The 18,334-nt window shown below is 61.1% G+C and carries 19 protein-coding genes; 9 read left to right on the forward strand and 10 right to left on the reverse strand.

Features of this window, described 5'->3' with window-relative positions; all coding sequences use genetic code 11:
• Nucleotides 1-27 precede the first annotated feature (27 nt).
• On the reverse strand, nt 28-681 hold the full coding sequence (gene msrQ, locus RRH01S_RS06645) for a protein-methionine-sulfoxide reductase heme-binding subunit MsrQ (protein WP_034518432.1): 654 nt from the start codon (nt 679-681) through the stop codon (nt 28-30).
• On the reverse strand, nt 681-1,631 hold the full coding sequence (gene msrP / locus RRH01S_RS06650) for a protein-methionine-sulfoxide reductase catalytic subunit MsrP (RefSeq protein WP_034518429.1): 951 nt from the start codon (nt 1,629-1,631) through the stop codon (nt 681-683). Before msrP ends, msrQ begins: the two co-directional genes overlap by 1 nt.
• Nucleotides 1,632-1,986: 355 nt before the next feature.
• Between msrP and ilvD the strand changes: the two genes are divergently transcribed.
• Nucleotides 1,987-3,825 carry a dihydroxy-acid dehydratase gene (gene ilvD, locus RRH01S_RS06655; protein ID WP_042470352.1) on the forward strand — a complete coding sequence of 613 codons (1,839 nt, stop codon included), beginning with the start codon at nt 1,987-1,989 and terminating at the stop codon, nt 3,823-3,825.
• A gap of 76 nt (nt 3,826-3,901) precedes the next feature.
• On the opposite strand, the gene RRH01S_RS06660 is transcribed toward ilvD, so the two are convergent.
• Nucleotides 3,902-4,267 (reverse strand): lysozyme inhibitor LprI family protein, encoded by a 366-nt coding sequence (locus RRH01S_RS06660; RefSeq protein WP_042470356.1) that lies wholly within the window; start codon nt 4,265-4,267, stop codon nt 3,902-3,904.
• A gap of 175 nt (nt 4,268-4,442) precedes the next feature.
• Between RRH01S_RS06660 and RRH01S_RS06665 the strand changes: the two genes are divergently transcribed.
• Together RRH01S_RS06665 and RRH01S_RS06670 are read left to right on the forward strand one after the other, a co-directional pair.
• Nucleotides 4,443-5,846, forward strand: coding sequence for a DegQ family serine endoprotease (locus tag RRH01S_RS06665; protein WP_007690812.1), 1,404 nt, complete (start codon nt 4,443-4,445; stop codon nt 5,844-5,846).
• A complete protein-coding gene (locus RRH01S_RS06670) occupies nt 5,843-7,159 on the forward strand; it encodes a replication-associated recombination protein A (RefSeq protein ID WP_007690813.1) in 1,317 nt (438 codons plus the stop codon). Before RRH01S_RS06665 ends, RRH01S_RS06670 begins: the two co-directional genes overlap by 4 nt.
• Nucleotides 7,160-7,230: 71 nt before the next feature.
• Here RRH01S_RS06670 and RRH01S_RS06675 read toward each other — a convergent pair whose 3' ends face one another.
• The 5 genes from RRH01S_RS06675 to RRH01S_RS06695 form a co-directional block, all read right to left on the reverse strand.
• Entirely contained in the window at nt 7,231-7,563 is a 333-nt protein-coding gene (locus tag RRH01S_RS06675) for a DUF1883 domain-containing protein (RefSeq protein WP_007690814.1), read from the reverse strand.
• A gap of 109 nt (nt 7,564-7,672) precedes the next feature.
• A complete protein-coding gene (locus RRH01S_RS06680; protein ID WP_007690815.1) occupies nt 7,673-7,942 on the reverse strand; it encodes a hypothetical protein in 270 nt (89 codons plus the stop codon).
• Nucleotides 7,943-7,973: 31 nt separating this feature from the next.
• Nucleotides 7,974-8,165, reverse strand: a complete 192-nt coding sequence (locus RRH01S_RS06685) for a hypothetical protein (protein ID WP_034518426.1) — start codon at nt 8,163-8,165, stop codon at nt 7,974-7,976.
• A gap of 142 nt (nt 8,166-8,307) precedes the next feature.
• Nucleotides 8,308-9,249, reverse strand: a complete 942-nt coding sequence (dapA, locus tag RRH01S_RS06690; RefSeq protein WP_042470359.1) for a 4-hydroxy-tetrahydrodipicolinate synthase — start codon at nt 9,247-9,249, stop codon at nt 8,308-8,310.
• Between the two features lie 14 nt (nt 9,250-9,263).
• Nucleotides 9,264-9,491 (reverse strand): hypothetical protein, encoded by a 228-nt coding sequence (locus tag RRH01S_RS06695; protein ID WP_007690819.1) that lies wholly within the window; start codon nt 9,489-9,491, stop codon nt 9,264-9,266.
• 262 nt (nt 9,492-9,753) lie between these two features.
• Between RRH01S_RS06695 and RRH01S_RS06700 the strand changes: the two genes are divergently transcribed.
• Entirely contained in the window at nt 9,754-9,939 is a 186-nt protein-coding gene (locus RRH01S_RS06700) for a hypothetical protein (RefSeq protein WP_007690821.1), read from the forward strand.
• A gap of 32 nt (nt 9,940-9,971) precedes the next feature.
• Nucleotides 9,972-10,970 carry a helix-turn-helix domain-containing protein gene (locus tag RRH01S_RS06705; protein WP_012651272.1) on the forward strand — a complete coding sequence of 333 codons (999 nt, stop codon included), beginning with the start codon at nt 9,972-9,974 and terminating at the stop codon, nt 10,968-10,970.
• Nucleotides 10,971-11,058: 88 nt separating this feature from the next.
• Here the strand turns inward: RRH01S_RS06705 and RRH01S_RS06710 are convergent, their stop codons facing one another.
• The gene (locus RRH01S_RS06710) at nt 11,059-12,075 is read right to left on the reverse strand and encodes a ketopantoate reductase family protein (RefSeq protein ID WP_012651273.1); all 1,017 of its coding nucleotides are present in this window, start codon (nt 12,073-12,075) and stop codon (nt 11,059-11,061) included.
• A gap of 265 nt (nt 12,076-12,340) precedes the next feature.
• Here RRH01S_RS06710 and RRH01S_RS06715 point away from each other — a divergent pair, with 265 nt between their 5' ends.
• From RRH01S_RS06715 to RRH01S_RS06730, 4 genes are read left to right on the forward strand one after another with little or no spacing between them, the layout of a single operon-like run.
• Nucleotides 12,341-13,789 (forward strand): hypothetical protein, encoded by a 1,449-nt coding sequence (locus RRH01S_RS06715; RefSeq protein ID WP_012651274.1) that lies wholly within the window; start codon nt 12,341-12,343, stop codon nt 13,787-13,789.
• On the forward strand, nt 13,767-14,585 hold the full coding sequence (locus RRH01S_RS06720) for a hypothetical protein (RefSeq protein ID WP_042470363.1): 819 nt from the start codon (nt 13,767-13,769) through the stop codon (nt 14,583-14,585). Before RRH01S_RS06715 ends, RRH01S_RS06720 begins: the two co-directional genes overlap by 23 nt.
• A complete protein-coding gene (locus RRH01S_RS06725; protein WP_007690828.1) occupies nt 14,585-15,565 on the forward strand; it encodes a hypothetical protein in 981 nt (326 codons plus the stop codon). The genes RRH01S_RS06720 and RRH01S_RS06725 overlap by 1 nt, the downstream gene beginning before the upstream one ends.
• On the forward strand, nt 15,559-16,578 hold the full coding sequence (locus RRH01S_RS06730; protein ID WP_007690830.1) for an OmpA family protein: 1,020 nt from the start codon (nt 15,559-15,561) through the stop codon (nt 16,576-16,578). Before RRH01S_RS06725 ends, RRH01S_RS06730 begins: the two co-directional genes overlap by 7 nt.
• Nucleotides 16,579-16,611: 33 nt before the next feature.
• Here RRH01S_RS06730 and RRH01S_RS06735 read toward each other — a convergent pair whose 3' ends face one another.
• Complete coding sequence (locus tag RRH01S_RS06735; protein ID WP_007690833.1) at nt 16,612-18,234, reverse strand: ABC-F family ATP-binding cassette domain-containing protein; 1,623 nt, start codon at nt 18,232-18,234, stop codon at nt 16,612-16,614.
• Nucleotides 18,235-18,334 lie beyond the last annotated feature (100 nt).

An 18,334-nucleotide genomic window follows, 5' to 3' on the forward strand; every position in this document is an offset into this window, starting at 1 on the left:
CGTGTGAAAAGGACAGGACGGCCGAGTTCAGGCCGCTCTGGAACTGGACGCTGCAACCGGTTTCCGCGCCGCCCTTCGTCTCTCCATCATGATCGGTCGATACGACCGGTAGAGGATCATGGCGATCAGCAGGCCGATATAGATATATTGCTCCAGCGACAGGACCTTGGTCGACAGCGCGAAATGCAACGCGCCGCAGGCGGCGATGATATAGACCAGCCGGTGCAGCCAGATCCATTTCTTGCCGAGGCGCTTGATCGAGAAACTATTCGAGGTCACGGCCAGCACCAGCAGCATCACCAGCCCCGCCATGCCGAACATGATGAATGGCCGCTTCAGCACATCGTCGATCACCGCTCCGACGTCGAGCGCCTGATCGAGAATCATGTAAACAGCCAGATGCATCAGCGCGTAGTAAAAACAGAGCAGGCCGAGCGCGCGGCGATAGCGCAGATAGTTCCAGCCGAACAGATCGCGCGCCGGGGTGACGGCGAGCGTCAGCAGCAGGAAGCGGATCGCCCAAAGCCCGAGGAAGAGCTCGAAGGTTTTCACCGCATCGGCGCCGAGCTGATCGGTGGCCCCGAGATAGAATTCCCATGCCGCCGGTATCAGCCCGATGACATAGAGCGCCCAGACGGAAGCGGGCTGCCAGCGTTTGGGCAGAGCGAGAGAGACGGCCATCAGAAATTCGCCCTCAGATCCATGCCGGCATAGAGGCTTGCGACCTGGTCGGCATAGCCGTTGAAGGGCAAGGTGGGGTGGCGGTTGGCGCTGAAGAAACCACCTTCGCCGATACGGCGCTCGGTTGCCTGACTCCAGCGCGGATGGTCGACCGCCGGATTGACGTTGGCGTAGAAGCCATATTCCTGGCTGTTGGCCACCTGCCATGTGTTCATAGGCTGCTTGTCGGTGAGCGTGATACGCACGATCGACTTGATGCCCTTGAAGCCATATTTCCACGGCACGACGAGCCGGATCGGTGCGCCGTTCTGGTTTGGCAGCGTTTCGCCATAGAGCCCGACGGCGAGCAGCGTCAGCGGATTACGGGCTTCATCGAGCCGCAGACCTTCGACATAGGGCCAGTCCAGGGACTGGAGGAGGCCTGACTGCCCCGGCATTTCCGAGGGCCGCACGACCGTCTCGAAGGCGACAAACTTGGCGCTGCCGAGTGGCTCCACCTTGTCGAGCAAGGCCGAGAGCGGGAAGCCATCCCACGGGATCACCATCGACCAGGCCTCGACGCAACGCATGCGGTAGACACGCTCTTCCGGCGGGAATTCCTTGATCAGCGCATCGATGTCGAAGGTGCCGGGCTTGTTGACCATGCCGTCGACCTTGACGGTCCACGGGCGCGGCTTGAAGTTGCCGGAAAGCTTCGCTGGGTCGCCCTTGTCGAGGCCGAATTCGTAGAAGTTATTGTAGGTGGTGACATCCTTGATCGGTGTCAGCTTCTCGTCGACCGTATAGTTGCTCTTCGTCGCGTTCAGGGGATCCGCCAGCGCGCTCTTGCCGCCGGCGATGGCCAAGCCGGCACTGGCTGACGCCGCCGTCAGGAACTCCCGGCGCCTGAGATAGATCGAGCGCGGTGTGATCTCGGAGGAGGTGATCTTTGGCGGGCGATAGGAAGGCATGCTATAGTCCTTTCAGCGATCGTAGAGATAATACGACCTCTACGTACGGGACGCACGATTTGTTACGGTCTTACGCCGGTATTTCTTTCGAACGGAAACCAATTTTTTGTGTCTGTCCGTGATCGATGAAACGGCTTGCTCGCGTGTTCACGTCATTTGGCCGATGAATACGCCCGACAAACGGCCCGAGGCCGGGTTTGCCCTTACGGCGTACCGGATTCGGCTGAGTTGATAGTGACAGTCCGATGCGATTGGATTAGGACAATTCCAAAAAGCAGGAATGTCGGCGCTCCCTTTGGCGCAAAGCCAGGGCCGGCCGGCGCCTCACAATTTCCGAGACGACGAGGAATACACCATGCCAGCTTATCGTTCCAGAACCACGACCCACGGCCGCAACATGGCGGGCGCGCGCGGCCTTTGGCGCGCCACGGGTATGAAGGACAGCGATTTCGGCAAGCCTATCATTGCGGTGGTCAACTCCTTCACCCAGTTCGTGCCGGGTCACGTCCATCTGAAGGATCTCGGCCAGCTCGTCGCGCGCGAAATCGAAGCGGCCGGCGGCGTTGCCAAGGAATTCAACACCATCGCCGTCGACGACGGTATCGCCATGGGCCATGACGGCATGCTCTATTCGCTGCCCTCGCGCGAGCTGATCGCCGACAGCGTCGAATACATGGTCAACGCCCATTGCGCCGACGCCATGGTCTGCATCTCCAACTGCGACAAGATCACCCCCGGCATGCTGATGGCGTCGCTGCGCCTCAACATCCCCACGGTCTTTGTTTCCGGCGGCCCGATGGAAGCCGGCAAGGTCATCATGCATGGCAAGAAGGTCGCGCTCGATCTCGTCGACGCCATGGTCGCCGCGGCCGATGACAAGATCAGCGACGAGGACGTCGCCACCATCGAACGTTCGGCCTGTCCGACCTGTGGTTCCTGTTCCGGCATGTTTACCGCCAATTCGATGAACTGCCTGACGGAAGCGCTCGGCCTGTCGCTGCCCGGCAACGGCTCGACGCTCGCCACCCATTCGGACCGCAAGGAGCTCTTCCTTGAGGCTGGTCGCCGTGTTGTCGCTCTCGCGAAGCGTTATTACGAGCAGGACGATGTCACGGCACTGCCGCGGACAATCGCCAGCAAGGGTGCGTTCGAGAATGCCATGGCGCTCGACATCGCCATGGGCGGCTCGACCAACACCGTGCTGCATATCCTTGCGGCAGCGCATGAGGGTGAAATCGATTTCACCATGGATGACATCGATCGCCTGTCCCGGCGTGTTCCCTGCCTTTCCAAGGTGGCACCGGCCAAGGCAGACGTTCACATGGAAGACGTGCATCGCGCCGGCGGCATCATGGCGATTCTCGGCGAACTGAACCGTGCCGGCCTGTTGAATGCCGATCTGCCGACCGTCCACGCCCCAACGCTGGGCGAGGCGCTGGCGCAATGGGATATTGCGGTGACCGACAACAAGGCGGCTCTGGAGCTCTTCAGCGCTGCCCCTGGCGGTGTCCCGACGCAGGTTGCCTTCAGCCAGAGCGCGCGCTGGGAAGAGCTTGATCTCGATCGTGAAAAGGGTGTCATCCGCGATGCTCAGCATCCCTTCTCCAAGGATGGCGGCCTCGCCGTCTTGAAGGGCAATCTCGCGCTCGACGGCTGCATCGTGAAGACGGCTGGTGTCGATGAATCGATCCTGAAATTCTCCGGTCCTGCCAAGGTCTTCGAAAGCCAGGATTCGGCTGTCAAGGGCATCCTCAGCAACCAGGTCGTGGCCGGCGACGTCGTCGTCATCCGCTACGAAGGTCCGAAGGGCGGCCCGGGCATGCAGGAAATGCTCTATCCGACCAGCTATCTGAAGTCGAAGGGCCTCGGCAAGGCTTGCGCACTGATCACCGACGGCCGCTTCTCCGGCGGCACCTCGGGCCTCTCCATCGGCCACGCTTCACCCGAAGCGGCCAATGGCGGCACGATCGGCCTGGTGCGCGAAGGCGACATGATCGACATCGATATCCCGAACCGCACGATCAGCCTGCGCGTCGATGAGGCCGAACTCGCCGCCCGCCGCGAAGCCCAGAACGCCAAGGGCTGGTTCCCGGCCGAAAAGCGCAAGCGCAATGTCACCACGGCGCTGAAGGCCTATGCGGCCTTTGCGACCAGCGCGGACCGCGGCGCCGTCAGGGATCTGGGCGGGAAGTAATCGCCGACCATCTAAAGCAAGCGCAAAACCCCTGATTACAAATCAGGGGTTTTGTCTTTGACGGGCAACTTTACTTTTAGATCGGCCGATTGATCCTCTTATACGTCTCATCCAGCTCCTTCATCCGCTCCTGATAAGACGACGTCAAACATCCGACATCCGCGCCGCATGCCTGCCGCTTCTTCAACCAGGCGGACTGTTCATCCTGCAGCGTGCCACGCGAACCCATGGCGAGCAGGCCTGAGAGCAGGTCGAAGGTCGTCACCATCTTCACGTCTGCATCGTTGAGCGCCCTCACATCGCAGATCGCCTTCTCGTCAGGCTGCAGGTTCTGCGCATCGCAATTGAAGCTCGCGGCCCAGGATGTGCCGGTCGCGGAGAGGGTGCTAAGCAGGGTGAGAGAGGTGATGAGGAAGGCTGCCGTCAGGTTGTTTGGTCGCATAAGGTCACTCCATCTGTCGATTTCCGAAGTGAAATGCGCAATCACACAGTTTTGTTCATTCCACCTGTTTTTTATGAGCGCGCACGACCATCTATGCTTCATGCTTCCGCCCTCTTTTCTTTCTAGCGTCGGGCGCTACAACGTTGTTTCAAGAGCATTTAAAAAGGAAAATTCCATGCAGGTCCTGCTGAAGCGCACTGCCGTTTCGATGATTGCCCTCATCATGGCGATGCCGCTTTCCGCCGCGGCGCAGACTGCGAAGTCGGTGCCGGAAAGCCAGATGCAAATGCAGCTGTCGTTCGCGCCGCTGGTGAAGCAGACGGCCGGCGCGGTGGTCAACGTCTATGCCGAGCGGGTGGTGCAGCGGCAATCGCCTTTTGCCGGCGACCCCTTTTTCGAGCAGTTCTTTGGCCAACGCATGCCGAATCGCACGGAGAAGCAATCCTCACTGGGCTCCGGCGTCATCGTCGAAGCAAACGGCACTGTCATCACCAATAATCACGTTGTCGATGGCGCCGATGATATCAAGATCGCGCTGTCGGACGGCCGCGAATTTCCCTGCAAGGTCATCCTGAAAGATGACCGGGTCGATCTCGCGGTATTGAAGATCCAGTCGAAGAACGAGACCTTCCCGATTCTGCCGCTCGGCAATTCCGATGGCGTTGAAGTCGGCGATCTCGTGCTGGCGATCGGCAATCCCTTCGGTGTCGGCCAGACGGTGACGAGCGGCATCGTCTCGGCGCTCGCCCGCAACCAGGTGAAGAACGAGGTTGGCTTCTTCATCCAGACCGACGCCTCGATCAATCCCGGCAATTCCGGCGGCGCGCTTGCGAACATGAACGGCGAGCTGATCGGTCTCAACACGGCGATCTTCTCGCAGGGCGGCGGCTCCAACGGTATCGGCTTTGCCATCCCCGCCAATCTGGTCAAGGTTTTCCTCGCTGCTGCCGATCGTGGCGACAAAACTTTCGACCGGCCCTATATCGGCGCCTCCTTTGAGCCGGTGACATCTGACGTTGCCGAAGCGCTCGGCCTCGACAAGGTGCGCGGTGCGCTGGTGACCAAGGTGATTGACGGTGGGCCGGCGGCGAAGGCCGGTCTGAAGCCGGGCGAAGTTGTCACCGCCCTCAACAATATCCCGGTCGAGCATCCGGATGCCCTGGGCTACCGTCTGACGACGGCCGGCCTCGGCGCCACCGTGACCTTGACGGTTCTGGATGGCGGCAAGGAACATCAGGCCAGCATGACGCTCGCCGCCGCGCCAGAGACCACGCCACGCGAAGAGAAGCTAATTCAGGGTAACAACCCCTTCGCGGGCGTAACGGTCGCCAATCTGTCGCCGCGTGTCGCCGATGAGCTGCACCTGGCGCCGGATACGGCCGGTGTCGTGGTCGAGAGCCTGAAGGCGAATTCACCGGCCGATCGCGTTGGTTTCGCTCCGAAGGATATCATTATTTCCGTCAACGGCGTCGCCATCACCACGACCGACGTGTTACAGCAGGCCGTTAGCGGCAATCCAAGCTTCTGGCGCGTCGAGATCGAACGCGACGGCCAGCGCATACGGCAATTCTTCCGATGAGCGATGACCTGTTTGCACCGAAGATACCGGAGGGGGTCGCCAGCAAGCGGCCTCTTGCCGATCGTCTGCGGCCGCAAACCCTGGCTGATGTCACCGGCCAGTCACACCTGACCGGCGAGGACGGCGCGCTGCGGCGGATGATCGAATCCGGTTCGCTCGGCTCGATGATCTTTTGGGGGCCACCCGGCACCGGCAAGACGACGGTGGCGCGGCTGCTGTCGGGCGAGGCGGGTCTCGCCTTCGAGCAGATCTCGGCGATCTTCTCCGGCGTCGCGGATCTCAAGAAGGTGTTCGAAACCGCGCGCCTGCGCCGCATGGATGGCCGCCAGACGCTGTTGTTCGTCGACGAGATCCATCGCTTCAACCGCGCTCAGCAAGATAGCTTCCTGCCCGTCATGGAGGACGGAACCGTTATTCTGGTCGGCGCCACGACCGAGAACCCGTCCTTCGAACTCAACGCCGCTCTTTTGTCCCGCGCCCGCGTCCTGACGTTTCGCTCGCACGACGAGGAAAGTCTGGCGGAGCTGCTGAGCCGCGCGGAAAAGACGGAAGGCAAGCCGCTGCCGCTGACCGAGGACGCCCGCGCCAGCCTGATCCGCATGGCCGATGGCGATGGCCGCTCGGTGCTGACGCTGGCGGAAGAAGTCTGGCGCGCCGCCCGCAAGGATGAGCTTTTCGATCCGGACGCGCTGGTGAAGATCGTGCAGCGCCGCGCGCCGGTCTATGACAAGGCGCAGGATGGCCATTACAATCTGATTTCGGCGCTGCATAAATCCGTGCGCGGCTCCGACCCCGACGCGGCGCTCTACTATCTCGCTCGGATGTTCGATGCAGGCGAAGACCCGCTTTATCTTGGGCGTCGGCTGGTGCGGATGGCGGTCGAGGATATCGGGCTTGCCGATCCGCAGGCGCTGGTGATCTGCAACGCCGCCAAGGACGCCTATGATTATCTCGGTTCGCCGGAAGGGGAATTGGCGCTGGCGCAAGCCTGCGTCTATCTCGCCACCGCCCCGAAATCGAATGCCCTCTACACGGCCTTCAAGGCTGCCACCCAGGCCGCCAAGGAAAATGGTTCGCTGTTGCCGCCCAAACAGATCCTCAATGCGCCGACGAAGCTGATGCGTACCGAGGGCTATGGTGACGGCTACCGCTACGATCACGACGAGCCGGATGCCTTTTCAGGCCAGAACTATTTTCCGGAAAAGATGGGCCGCCAGACCTTCTACGATCCGCCGGAGCGCGGCTTCGAGCGCGAAATCCGCAAGCGGTTGGACTGGTGGTCGAAGTTGCGCAAGGAGCGCGGCGAGCGCTAGAGCAATGCCAGGAAAAGTGCGCAGCGGTTTTCCGTCCGGAATTGCGTAGAGACAATGAGATAGACTAGGTGTCACCGGTTGGTGATGGTCTGCGATCCGGTCTTCTGCATACGCGGAGCAGGCGCCTTCTCAATCATCTTGACGCTCGATTCCGCCAAGCCGTTATGGCCTTCCATGTCGACCACCAGATGCCAATGGCCGGTCTCCGGTATCGTCAACCGGATTGGCGATTTCTTGGCGACGCCGCCGAGAAACTGATGCTTCAGAGTTTCCGTAAAGCGCTGGAAATTGGAGCCGTTCATCAGCCGGACATTGGCGATGGCCGACAACGTGATTTCGATCACTGTTCCGGCACGCTGCTCCTTGAGATCGTAGTGGCTATAACGGAAGGCAGGCTTCGACATTGCGCTTTCACTCTGATGGCACCCGGCCGCTATTTTACCCAAGCGTGGGTTAAAGAAGCGTTGGGCCGGGCGCGCGAGGCGGTCGAAGAGTTTCTTGAACTATCCCGCCTTAATGCAGGTTGGAGAAGGGTATGACGAGGCCGTTGAGATCGAGAACCGAGCCTTCCGGGGCGCGGCAGATATCGGCTGGATTATGATTGCACTCTTCCGCCGCGAAATGCAGCGCTGCCGCTTCATTGGCGAACAGGCCGCCGACGAGGCCCTGCCGGTCCTGGACGATCCAGCTGCCACGCCGGTCGCGGCCGACGGTGAAGCGGGCGGGTGCCGGTGAAGCGGCCATATGAGCCGTGCGGCGCTGGATATGCTGTGCGTTTGCCATGGTTTTCTCTCGTAAATTCGCTTCGATAGGCTCAGTTGACGGCCCAGTGCATCAGCACCTGGACGACGCCGGCGCCGAGAACGACAAGGGCAAGCCGCGGCGCAATGGCGAGAAGGCCGTCTTGCAGCGCATGCGAACGGGCCGGGCGCATGGCCTTGGCAGCAGCACGAGAGCGTTGGAGTGGGTCAGCGGCAGTGCCGTATTCGATGTAGCGTGACATCATAGTTCCTTTCCAAGTGTCACCGGCGCTGCTGTCGATCCTGACCGACGCGAGCGCCACGCACTCAAATCTATGTGCTATGCGGTATGATTTCCATTTGGCAGGAAAGGCTAAAATATAAAAATCTCATAGGGATAGAGCGCTTTTATAAACCTAGGCGGAATGCCAGCGGCGCGGGAGCGCGATGATCGCAATCCAGTCGAAGCGAAGCGATGGCCGTCTGGATTGCTGCATCGGTCTCTGCCTCGACGCCGATCAACGGCAGGCGCACATCGGGGCTCATATCCTTCATCAAGGCTAGCGCATGCTTCACTGTCGCCGGGGCGCTTTCGCACGCAAGTGCAGTGAACAACAGCCGCAGCCGATCCTCGATCAGCCGCGCCGCCGCCAGATGCTCACATTCGGCCGACATCTGCATGGAGTGGAAAAGCCGCGGCACGATATTGGCGGCGCTCGAAAACGATCCGCATCCACCGGCAATGGTGAAGGCGAGCGCTGTCACATCATGTGTCGAATAGAGCCCGATCCATCCCGGCAGCGATGGCCGCCAGGCACCGATGCGCGCGAGGTCGCCGCTGCCGTCGGCAATGCCGATGACGGTGGGGATTTCCGCCAGTCGCGCGACCGTCATCGGCGTTAGGTCGACAGCGGTATGGGAAGGAAGGTTGTGGATGATCAGCGGCAGGTCGGTGCTTTCCGCCAGCCGCTCGAAGTGATGGACAATGCCCTTCTGGGTGGGCTTGGAATAATAGGGAAGGGTGACGAAGGCGGCGTCGGCGCCAAGCTTTTCAGCCTGCAGCGTTTCTTCGATGGTCGTTGCCGTATCATTGGTGCCTGTGGCAACGATGACCGGAACTCGTCCCTCCGCCAGTTCGACGCAGATCTCGATGATCCGCGCCCGCTCGGCTTCGTCAAGCACCGGGCCTTCGCCGGTCAGCGAACAGGCAAGCAGCCCGTCGATGCCGCTGAGCAATTGCCACTCCACATGCGTCATCAGACCGACGCTGTCGAGCGCGCCATCCCGAAACGGTGTGACGAGCGCGGTGATCGCGCCGCCAATGCGCCTTTGCAAGGCTGTTCTGGTCATGATCCTGAGGCCGCTTAGAGATAGTGCAGCACGATGAAGAGCTCGAGGGCGCCTAGCAGCAGCCCGAAGGCAAACATCGCATAGAAGGTGCGCTTCTCGCGGACCTGCCGGTTGCGGAGCCGGCGTTTCGGCTGGACCTTATCGGTAGGGACGGAAGCGGCAATGCGATGGTGTCTCTTGTCGCTGTCGTGGACAAGGAAGCGGATGGACTCGGTCAGATTGGGAGAATGTGTGTCAAGCATGACGTTTACCTCTACATTCGACCGTAAGGGTAACGCCGAGCGGCATAGGAAATCCATTCGCGGCGAGAGGCGAAGAAATAAGTGGGATATAAAGATGCGGGTGGTGGCTCTGTAACTCCCTTTCCCGTGCAAATGGGGAAGGGGTCGGGGTGAAGGGCCAAGCCTGTTGCAAACCTGTCCGCTGTCGTCCGCTCGCATGACAAGTCAGGGTACCTCTCCATGCCAAGATGCTTGGATCAAAGCGTCAGGAGCGAAGGAAATCATGGACATTTACAGTCTCGCCATCACACACATTCACACCAGGCCCCGACCGGTGCGGATAAGTGCTTGGGCCGAGGACCGCTACTACTCGAACCAGATCGCTCTGCCGCGCTTGAGCTCGGGACTGCTTGGGTCGGTCACGATAATGGTTGGCGTGATCCTGATCCTTGGCATAACCCTGATCTGAGGCAGCCTAGTACCACGAGATATCAGCGTGTTATGCTGCGACCCGAGGTCACCGGAGATCGTGGAATGGACGAAAGCGAGGCTGGCGAGGCCGCGATCATTGCAATGATCCGCAGCGAGACCGAGGCCTGGTTGCAGCGGGACTTCGAGGCAGTGGCAAGCCACTGGGTGCAATCGCCGCAGACCCGGCGGATGGACTCCTTCGTCTCGCTGGGCATCCGGGTCGACGAAGGCTGGGACGCGATCGCCGCGCGACTTAAGACGATCGTGGAGCGATTTCCGGAGAAACACCTCTTTTCGGAGCGCGTTCGGTGGGAGAAGGTCAACGTCATCGTTGCCGGGAATATGGCCTGGGTCACCTACGACGAGATCGGCACCAACGCCAACGGCGATCTGAAGCGCATGCTAAAAATCCTGCACCGGGTCGATGGTATCTGGAAGATCAGTTGCATGGTGATGATGGAGAGCGCTGTCGAACAGGCGAACTCCCCGTTGATTGAGGTCGATGCCGATAGGCGTATCCTGTGGAGTAACCGACTCGCGCAAGAGCGGATACGCGACCATCAGGGACTCGCCGTCGCCGCCGGATGCCTCCGCGCCCAGCGGCGCGAACACGATCCCGCGCTTCGTGACGCCGTCCGTCTGGCCTTTCGCGAACTGCAGGGCCAGACACGGCTACGCTTATCGCCGAAGCAAGCCTGGGCGGTGGCCCTTGGCGAGGACGCGGCGGGGATACCGATGCACTGCTGGGTCCTGCTCGAAGATGGCAAGGCGCTGGTGTCGTTCGACGATGCGGAGACGGTCGCCCGCCGGATAGATGGGGCACGGGAGATCTATGGTTTGTCACCCGCGCAGGTCAAGCTTGCCCGCCTCATCGTCGATGGCCACGATCTCGCGGAGGCAGCCGGCCTCCTGGCAGTTAGCGTCAATACGCTACGCACTCAGCTGCAGCGCATTTTCGACAAAACCGGTGTGCGTAGCCAGGCTGCATTGGTGCGTTCGCTGCTCAGCGTCAACGCGCCCAACAAGTAGCACTGCAGCTTGCAGACTGCGACACGCTCCGCGAGCGGACCTCACAGAATCCTTCAGATTCCCACCTCAGCATCAGGACGGCTGACGGCTACTCTGCCGTCCGTAAATTCTCCTGGTCCAATTGCGTCACCAGCGCCAGGATCGTCGCCGAGGTCGGCGTTGCCACACCCGTCAGCTTGCCGAGCGAAACGACCGCACCGACGAGAGGCGTGATTTCCAGCGCCTTGCCGGCCAGCAGATCCTGCAGCATGGAGGTGCGCACCGGGCCGATATGGCGGGAGCGTTCCAGGCGCTCCTCGATGGAGATTGCCAGGTGTGACCCAAGGGCTTCCGCCACTGCCTTCACCTCGTGCATCACCGCACCGACCATCGCCGAGAGGGCAGGGTTGGCCATGATTTCCGACATCCGCGCCCGTGTCAGCGCGCTGATCGGATTGAAGGCGGCGTTGCCCATCAGCTTGCTCCAGATTTCGTCGCGGATGCGCGGCGAGATCGAGATGTTGACGCCTGCCTGCTTCAGCAGGGCCGCAATCGCTTCGATGTCGCCTGATGTCTCGCCCGAGGGCTCGCCGAGGATGAAATGGCCGTTATTGCTGAGCTCGATTTCGCCGGGATTGATGACCTCCGCGCCCTGATAGGCGACGCAGCCGATAACGCGCTCAGGGCCGATCGATCGCCAGAGGTCGCCGTTCGGGTCGAGTTCCTCCATCTGGCGCTCGGCATGGCCGCTTTGCTGGTCCCGATGAAAATACCACCAGGGTATGCCGTTCAGGATCATCATGACGCGGGTGCCGGCGTGCAGCAGCTTGGCGATGCCGGGCACTGCCGCACCGAGCTGGTGGCCCTTAAGCCCCGTGATCACCAAGTCCTGCGGCGGTAGCTCTGCCGCATCGTCGGTTGCCGTCACTTGCGCCACGAGCGGCTTATCCGCCTCGGCCTCCCAGAGACGAATACCCTGCGTGCGAATGCCATCCAGATGCGCGCCGCGCGCAATGACGGAAATGCGGGCCTGTTCCCCGAGCCCTGAAGCCAGTTTTGCCGCAATCGCGCCGCCAAGCGCGCCGGCACCGTAAATACAGATATTCTTGAGGGGGGAGGATGTCATGGTCTTGATCTCCGGCTCTGTCGCGATTGGAGCAAATTAGGCGATCTTGATGATTTGGCGAGTGGTTTATTGAGGCTGGCGACAAAAATCCCGGGCCTTTGCCGTCAACCGCGGCAGCCTCCCGGCCGGCAAGGTTCTTTCGGGCTATTCTTTACCACAATCCCGTTTTAACTTCGCCGGCACTGCTCTGGACCAGGGACAACCGGTACGGTATCGGTCTATCACTGGTCCTTCTAAAGTTGATAGTTTCGCCTGGGGAAGATCGTTGCGTTTTGAAGCCTTAAACCGCCTCTGGGAGACCGTTCGGGAGACCAGCCATGATTTTCGGGCCTCGACCGATGTGTTTCCCGTCGTCGATGTCGAGAAGCTGAGCACGACACTCAGCCTAAAGGAGAAGGGTGCGACCGCCGGCAGGCTCAACCGGCCGGGGCCAATCGCGCAATCCCTCGACGAGACCGAACAGAATGTGGTCGCCTGGATCGAGACGGAAAAGAAAAGCTCGCATCAGGTCCTCGAGGATCAGTTCCAGACCTTCGACAGCCGCCTGCGCAATCTCGATTTCGAGGGGCAATTCGGGCTGATCCGGCAGGCGAATGCGTCGAGCATTTCGGATTTCAAGGCGGAGGTCGCGAGCGGCGTCGACGAGCTGCACGGCCTGCGCCGCAGTCTGAAGACCGCCGAGGATGAATTGGTGGACTTCAAGTCGAGGCACAGGTTGCAGCGTGCGGCGAAGATTTCCAGCAAGGCTGCCTGGGGCTTCAAGGTGGCGCTGATCGTTTTCCTCATCCTGATCGAGATGGTGATGAACGGCAGCTTTCTTGCCAAGGGAAGCGAGCAGGGTGTCGTCGGCGGCGTGACGGAAGCGGCGGCCTTCGCCTTCCTGAACATCGGCGCGGCGCTGATGTTTTCCTTCTTCTGCGTCCGTTTCCTCGTGCACCGGTCGTTTCTTTTGAAGCTGCTCGGCCTGCTTGGTCTGGTCGCCTACGTCGCCGTGGCGCTGGCGATCAACATCGCGCTGGCGCATTACCGCGAGGTGTCGGCAACCATTCTCTCCGGCGCGGGCGTGGAGGTGATGCAGCGGCTGAAGACCGCGCCGTTCGGCCTGCAGGAGCTGAATTCCTGGATGCTGTTTGCCGTCGGCTTGATGTTTTCGCTCTTTGCCTTCATCGACGGCTGCTACCTGACGGATCCTTATCCAGGCTTTGCCGGCGTGCAGAAGCGCCTCGATGCGGCGAGAAGCAGCTATATCGACCGCAAGCTCGATCTGATCGACGATCTCCGGGATATCCGCGACGAACACAACAGCAAGATCGAGGCGATCATCCGCGATCTCAGCATGCGCCGCCAGGAGACCGCCGCGATCCTCGCCCACCGCGCCCGGACGGCCGGTCTCTTCGCCGAACATCAAAATCATCTCGAGCGCACCGCCAACACGCTTCTGACCATCTATCGCGAGGCCAATAGAGGCGCGCGCACGGAGCCTGAGCCAGCCTATTTCGCCTCCCGCTATCAGCTTGAGCGCTTGGTGCCGGTGCTGCATAGCAACGAGGAATGGGATGACAAATTGCTTGGCGAACGTATCCAGAGCGCGCAGGCCGAATTGAGCGAGCAGATCAAACGGATCGGCGACGAATTCGAGAGCGCCATCGAGAAGTATCACAAGCTCGACAATCTTTTCCCGGAGAGCACCATTGGCGCGACGCAAGCGGCGTAGCCGGGGCGGCAGCTCGGCGGGTCTGATCATCGCGACGGTTTGCCTTGCCGTCCTGTCGCTCGGCATCGTCGGCGCCTATGGCTGGCTGCGCTACAAGGCGAATGGCAATGTCGCGGTCGACCAGGTATCGCTTTGCCCGGTGGACGGACCGAAGTCGGAAACGGCAATCCTGCTAGACGTCACCGATCCGATATCGGACACGACGGCGCTCGACCTGCGCAACCAGTTCCAGAAGATCGTCGCCGATGTGCCGGTCGGCGGCGCGATCGATATCTACGCGCTGACGGCGAAGGAGGGCGAGCTCATCCAGACCTTCCACGGCTGCAATCCTGGAAGCGGCGCCAACGTCGACGAATGGACCAGCAATCCACGGCTGGCGCAGGCGCGCTGGGAGAAGGGATTCCAGAAGCCGCTTGCCGATATCGCCGGTAAGCTGAGCGTCGGCGAGGCGGGCAAGCTGTCGCCGATCATGGCCGCGATCCAGAAGATCAATCTGGAGGTCTTCGCAAGCGCCGCTCCGGGCACGCCGAAGCATCTCTACATCGCTTCCGACATGCTGGAGCACACCGACGCCTTCTCGAACTATCGCGATGGCGCCTCCTACCAGAAATTTCAGGCGAGCCCCGCGCGCGACAAGTACCGGACGTCACTGGATGGTGTCATGGTCAAGATCATCGCCTTTCAAAGGCCGAATACGAAGTTCAGTATGGAGGATCTTGCGAATTTCTGGGCGCAGTGGATCAAGAACAACAATGGCTATTTCGACGGCTTCGTCCGATTGGAGGGGATACGCTGATGGCCGATGCTGAGGCAAGGTTCGCCATGCGCGACTACGGGCCGATGGTCCTCTTCGCCTCCACCACCATCGGCGGCATGATCTTCATCTGGACCTCCAAGCTCTTGGGTTGGTCGCTGCCGGTCGTGACCGGCGTGCCGCTGCTGCTGATGGCGATCTATTTCGTCGCTTCGTTGGCCTTCGCCGGATTCCGCCTCCAGAACGAGCAGACGGGCGACAATCTTTATTACATGGGCTTCCTGTTCACCCTGTCGAGCCTCGGCGTCTCGCTCTATCTCTTCGCCGGTGAGACCTCGATTGAGACGATCGTCCGCAATTTCGGCATTGCTGTCACCTCGACCATCGCCGGCGTGACGCTGCGCATTCTCTTCAACCAGATGCGGCGCGACCCGATCGACATCGAGCGCAGTACCCGCCATGAGCTGGCCGAGATGACGCGGCGTGTGCGTACGGAGCTTGACGCCTCCTCGCGTGAATTCTCCCACTATAGGCGCGTCAGCCAGCAAATGTTGTCGGAGGGGTTCGAGGAGATTGCGCACCAGGCCGAGCGCAATGGCGAGGAAATCCAGAAGATCCTGGAAGTCCTGGCGAAACAGGCGGTCAAGCCGATCAACGAGGCGGCGGCGCAACTGACGGAAACGACATCGCAGCTATCCGAGATCATCGGCAAATTCGGCACCGCCGTCGAAACGGTCGGCAAGAAGCTCGAGGATATCCGCGCGCCGGAAGATGTGGTCCGGGCCGAGCTCGCGCCGGCCATCGCCGCCATCAAGGACATGGCCGAGGCACAATTGCAGCCGCTGCAGAATATCGAGCGGACGTTGAACCGTATAGCCGATCTGCCGGGACGGCCACTGTCGCCCGAACTCAAAGTGGTTGATCCACATCCGGAGAGGTCATCCGGTGCCGAGGATGTGCTCATGCATAATGAGGTACTTTCCGGGACGGCTGGGCGCAAACGCCGGTGGCATCTATGGTGATACGCGCCACGGACGCCAAGCCGAAGCTGGAACACAGGGGCTACAATCGTGGCCTTATCCTCGGCTTGACCATGGCTGAATCCATGCTGCTCCTGGTCTTTTGCTTGCTGCTGGTCGCAGCGGCGATGATTTCGCGAGAAAGAAGCCAGCGCTATGAGGCAGAGCGCAAGCTGAAGAATGCCGAGCAGCAGCTTGTTCTTCTGGAACAGAAGCGGTCCGAGCAGAGCTATCTCATCGTACAGCTGCAAAAGCAGCTCAAGTCCGGCGACCTTTCTCCGGCGGATCAGGCGAAGCTGGAAAAGGACTGGCGCGAGCTGGTATTGGCGCGCGAGACGCTGGACAGCATAGGCACGGAGGGAACGAAGCCCGAGGATTTGCGAGAGCTTGCCAAGGTTGCGGCAGTGTTGAAGCAGCACGGCGTCGCGCTCGCCAAGGCGCCCGACGAAGTGGACAGGCTTCTGGCGGCAGGGCTCGGCGGGACAGGCCCCCACGAATGGCCTCCGATCATCAATCTGGAGGATGTCAGGACGAATTATTTTCAGTCGGGCAGCACCGATCTGACCAGGACGTTCGTGCAGTTGCTCAATACCACCGTCGCCGATGAGATCGCCGGCAACCTCAACGACTACGATGCCAATATCGTCGAGGTGATTGGCCATACGGACGAACAGCCGGTGGCGCGAAGGGTCTCCAACCTCGACGACACGCTGATCGGCGCCATGGATGGCAGGTTGCCGATATCGGCCGTCGAGCCGGCCGACAATGCCGGGCTGGGGCTGGCCCGCGCCATCGCCGTTGCCAATGTGCTGAAGGCCAATCCCAAGCTGAAGAATGCTACGATCCTGCCAATGTCGGCGGCTCAGCTGATCCTGCCGGGCGATACGATCTCGGCGGGGCAGGCGGGAGCCGTGGAAACCCGCCGCCGCATCGAGATCCGCGTCCGTGGCAGGACGACGCCTGTCGCGGTGGTCGACGGGTCAACCCCTCTGCCTGTCAGCGTCAGCACGCACTAGCGACCTTCGCCGCGAAAGCTCTCGCTCTTATGTTCAGCTATGCAGACCGGGCGCCTCATGGCCTGTACGCGCCACATATTCCGTATAGCCGCCGCCATATTGGTGGATGCCTTCGGGCGTCAGCTCGAGCACGCGGTTGGAGAGCTCTGCGAGGAAGTGTCGGTCATGCGAGACGAACAGCATGGTGCCCTCGTATTGCGACAGCGCCTTGATGAGCATTTCCTTCGTGTCGAGGTCCAGATGGTTCGTGGGCTCATCGAGCACGAGGAGGTTCGGCGGGTTGAAGAGCATGATCGCCATGACCAGACGCGCTTTCTCGCCGCCCGACAGCACCCGGCATCTCTTCTCGACATCGTCGCCGGAAAACCCGAAACATCCGGCAAGCGCGCGCAGCGACCCTTGGCCCGCCTGCGGAAAGTCGTGTTCGAGCTGCTGGAACACGGTGCGTTCGCCGTCGAGAAGATCCATGGCATGCTGGGCGAAATAACCCATCTTGACGCTGGCGCCCAAGGCAACGCTGCCTTCGTCCGGCTGCGTCGAGCCGGCAACCAGCTTCAGCAGGGTGGACTTGCCGGCACCGTTGATGCCCATGATGCACCAGCGCTCCTTGCGCCGTACCATGAAGTCCAGCCCTTCGTAGATGACCCGGCTGCCGTACTTTTTATGGACGTTCTTCAGATTGACGACATCTTCGCCGGAGCGCGGGGCCGGCTGGAATTCGAAGGCGACCGTCTGGCGGCGCTTGGGCGGCTCCACCCGGTCGATCTTCTCCAGCTTCTTGACGCGGCTCTGCACCTGAGAAGCGTGCGAGGCACGCGCCTTGAAGCGCTCGATGAACTTGATTTCCTTGGCGAGCATCGCCTGCTGACGCTCGAATTGCGCCTGCTGCTGCTTCTCGTTCTGGGCCCGCTGCTGTTCGTAGAACTCATAGTCGCCCGAATAGCTGTTCAGCGAACCGCCATCGATCTCGATGATCTTGGTGACGATGCGGTTCATGAACTCGCGGTCGTGCGAGGTCATCAGCAATGCGCCTTCATAACCCTTCAGGAATTCTTCGAGCCAGATGAGGCTTTCGAGATCCAGATGGTTGCTCGGCTCGTCGAGCAGCATGACATCGGGGCGCATGAGGAGAATTCGGGCGAGCGCCACGCGCATCTTCCAGCCGCCCGACAGCGCGCCGACATCGCCGTCCATCATTTCTTCGCTGAAGCTCAGTCCTGCCAGGACTTCGCGAGCGCGACCCTCCAGAGCATAGCCGTCCAGCTCTTCGTAGCGCGCCTGCACTTCGCCGTAGCGCTCGATAATCTTGTCCATGTTGTCGGCCTGATCGGGATCGACCATGGCGGCCTCAAGATCGCGCAATTCGGCGGCGACGACGCTGACCGGACCCGCGCCTTCCATGACTTCGGAGACGGCGCTGCGGCCTTCCATCTCACCGACATCCTGGTTGAAGTAGCCGATGGTGATGCCCTTATCGGCGGAGACTTGCCCTTCGTCGGGCAGCTCCTGTCCGGTGATCATCCGGAACAACGTCGTCTTGCCGGCCCCGTTGGGACCGACGAGCCCGACGCTCTCGCCCCTGTTGAGCGCTGCGGACGCCTCGATGAAGAGGATGCGGTGGCTGTTCTGCTTGCTGATATTTTCGATACGGATCATATTGTCTACGCGAGGCCCGAAGAGAGAGATTTTGGCGCCCTTATGCCATGTGTCTCTCGGTCTGTCCCAGGTTTTCAGCCATCCGGTCCGTCGAAAATTG

The organism is Rhizobium rhizogenes NBRC 13257 (genome assembly GCF_000696095.1).
Taxonomy (GTDB): domain Bacteria; phylum Pseudomonadota; class Alphaproteobacteria; order Rhizobiales; family Rhizobiaceae; genus Rhizobium; species Rhizobium rhizogenes.